At 69.4% G+C, this 3005-nt stretch carries 2 protein-coding genes; both read right to left on the minus strand.

From position 1 onward, the window contains the following. Positions 1 to 229 precede the first annotated feature (229 nt). Entirely contained in the window at positions 230 to 1915 is a 1686-nt protein-coding gene (locus tag IE249_RS32920; protein WP_189710778.1) for a ribonuclease J, read from the minus strand. A gap of 190 nt (positions 1916 to 2105) precedes the next feature. Then, a partial coding sequence (gene dapA / locus IE249_RS32925; protein ID WP_189710781.1) for a 4-hydroxy-tetrahydrodipicolinate synthase occupies positions 2106 to 3005 on the minus strand: 900 nt, incomplete at its 5' end.

A 3005-nucleotide genomic window follows, 5' to 3' on the forward strand; every position in this document is an offset into this window, starting at 1 on the left:
TCTCGATCCGATTTCCTCGGCGCTTTCCAGGTTTCCGCTCTCGCGGTTTCCTTTCCGGCGGATCCGACTTTATCAGAGATTCTGAGCCGGATTTCCCACCCCTCCGGGAGTGTCCCGCGGAGCGCATGAAGTCTCCGGGTTCCCGTCCGGGCGGAGCCGTAAACGTACTGGAGCGGGGCGCCCCGATGCAAATCGAGGCGCCCCGCCGTCAGTTCGAGCGTCCGGCCCGTCAGACCTCCACGACCACCGGGAGGATCATCGGCCGGCGCCGGTAGGTGTCCGAGACCCACTTGCCCAGCGTGCGGCGGACGAGTTGCTGCAGCTGGTGGGCGTCGGCGATGCCCTCCTGGGCCGACCGCTCCAGGGTCTCGGCGATCTTCGGGACCACCCCGGCGAAGGCCGAGTCGTCGATGCCCGAGCCGCGGGCCTGGATGTGCGGCCCCCCGGTGATCTTGCCGGTGGTGGAGTCGACCACCACGAAGACCGAGATGATGCCCTCGTCGCCGAGGATCTTGCGGTCCTTCAGAGCGGGCTCGCCGACATCGCCGACCGAGAGACCGTCGACGTAGACGTAACCGGCCTGGACCTTGCCGGAGATCTTGGCCTTGCCCTCGACGAGGTCGACGGTGACGCCGTCCTCGGCGATGACGATGCGGTCGTGCGGCACACCGGTCATGGCGCCCAGCTCGGCGTTGGCGCGCAGGTGGCGCCATTCGCCGTGGACGGGCATGAGGTTCCTCGGGCGGCAGATGTTGTAGAAGTACAGCAGCTCGCCGGCCGAGGCGTGGCCCGAGACGTGCACCTTGGCGTTGCCCTTGTGGACGACGTTGGCGCCCCAGCGGGTCAGGCCGTTGATGACGCGGTAGACCGCGTTCTCGTTGCCGGGGATCAGCGACGAGGCGAGGATCACCGTGTCGCCCTCGACGATGCGGATCTGGTGGTCCCTGTTGGCCATCCGGGACAGGGCCGCCATGGGCTCGCCCTGGGAGCCCGTGCAGACCAGGACCACCTCGTGGTCGGGCAGGTCGTCGAGCGTCTTGACGTCCACCACCAGGCCCGGCGGGACCTTCAGATAGCCGAGGTCCCGGGCGATGCCCATGTTGCGGACCATGGAGCGGCCGACGAAGGCGACCCGGCGGCCGTACTCGTGGGCGGCGTCCAGGATCTGCTGGATGCGGTGGACGTGGCTGGCGAAGCTCGCGACGATGATCCGCTTGCCGGCGCCGGCGAAGACCTGGCGGAGCACGTTGGAGATGTCGCGCTCGTGCGGGGTGAAGCCGGGGACCTCCGCGTTGGTGGAGTCGGAGAGCAGGAGGTCGATGCCCTCCTCGCTCAGCCGTGCGAACGCGTGCAGGTCGGTGAGGCGGTTGTCCAGCGGCAGCTGGTCCATCTTGAAGTCGCCGGTGTGCACGGCCATGCCGGCCGGGGTGCGGATGGCGACGGCCAGGGCGTCCGGGATGGAGTGGTTGACGGCGACGAACTCGCAGTCGAAGGGGCCGATGCGCTCCCGGTTCCCCTCGGCGACCTCGAGGGTGTAGGGCCGGATGCGGTGCTCCTGGAGCTTGGCCTCGATGAGCGCGAGGGTGAGCTTGGAGCCGATCAGGGGGATGTCCGGCTTCTCGCGCAGGAGGAAGGGGACGCCGCCGATGTGGTCCTCGTGGCCGTGCGTGAGGACGATGCCCTCGATGTCGTCGAGGCGGTCCCGGATGGACGAGAAGTCCGGCAGGATCAGGTCGATTCCGGGCTGCTCCTCCTCGGGGAAGAGCACTCCGCAGTCGACGAGCAGCAGACGGCCTCCGTACTCGAAGACCGTCATGTTGCGGCCGATCTCGCCGAGGCCGCCGAGCGGGGTGACCCGCAGGCCCCCTTCGGCGAGGGGCGGGGGGGCACCGAGTTCAGGATGCGGATGACTCAAAAGACTCTCCTCACCACGCACGCCACGTACCGGTGGGCACGTGGCGCGCGTGACGTTCGTGCAGAAGCAGTTGTCGTTGTGGGGCGCAGGCACCGGTGGCCTGCTTATTCAGTTGTGTCGCCCCGCGTTGCGCGGTCCCGTCGTGGGGCCGGGGGTGGGGCGGTGCGAGAGATCTCGCGAAGTCTTGTTCTCAGAGTTGTACCCCGCCGGCGGCAAGATCGATCTTGAGCTGCGCGGCCTCCTCGGGCGTGAGCTCGATCATGGGGGCCCTCAGCGGTCCGCCGGGCAGGCCGAGCGCGGTGAGCGCGGCCTTGGTGGTCATGACGCCCTGGGTGCGGAACATGCCGGTGTAGACGGGGAGCAGCTTCTGGTGGATCTCGGTGGCCTTCTGCACATCGCCGGAGGTGTAGGCCTCGACGAGGGCGCGCAGGTCCGGGGTGACGAGGTGGCCGACGACAGAGACGAAGCCGACCGCGCCCACGGAGAGCAGCGGCAGGTTGAGCATGTCGTCGCCGGAGTACCAGGCGAGGCCCGAGCGGGCGATCGCCCAGCTCGCGCGGCCGAGGTCGCCCTTGGCGTCCTTGTTGGCGACGATCCGCGGGTGCTCGGCGAGGCGGACGAGCGTCTCCGTGTTGATGGGCACGCCGCTGCGGCCGGGGATGTCGTAGAGCATGACCGGCAGGCCGGTGGCGTCGGCGATGGCCGTGAAGTGCCGGTACAGGCCCTCCTGCGGGGGCTTGTTGTAGTACGGCGTGACGGTCAGCAGGCCGTGCGCGCCGGCCTGCTCGGCGGCGCGGGCGAGCTCGATGCTGTGGTGGGTGTCGTTGGTGCCGACTCCGGCGACGATGTGGGCGCGGTCGCCGACCGCTTCCAGGACCGCGCGGACGAGCTCCGTTTTCTCCGCGTCGCTGGTGGTGGGGGACTCACCGGTGGTGCCGTTGATCACCAGGCCGTCGTTGCCTGCGTCCACCAGGTGGGCGGCGAGCCGCTGCGCGCCGTCGAGGTCGAGTGCGCCGTCCGCCGTGAAGGGCGTGACCATGGCGGTGAGGACCCGCCCGAAGGGGGTCTGCGGAGTCGAGGTCGGAGCCAT

The sequence above is a fragment of the Streptomyces anandii JCM 4720 genome (assembly GCF_014650655.1).
Taxonomy (GTDB): domain Bacteria; phylum Actinomycetota; class Actinomycetes; order Streptomycetales; family Streptomycetaceae; genus Streptomyces; species Streptomyces anandii.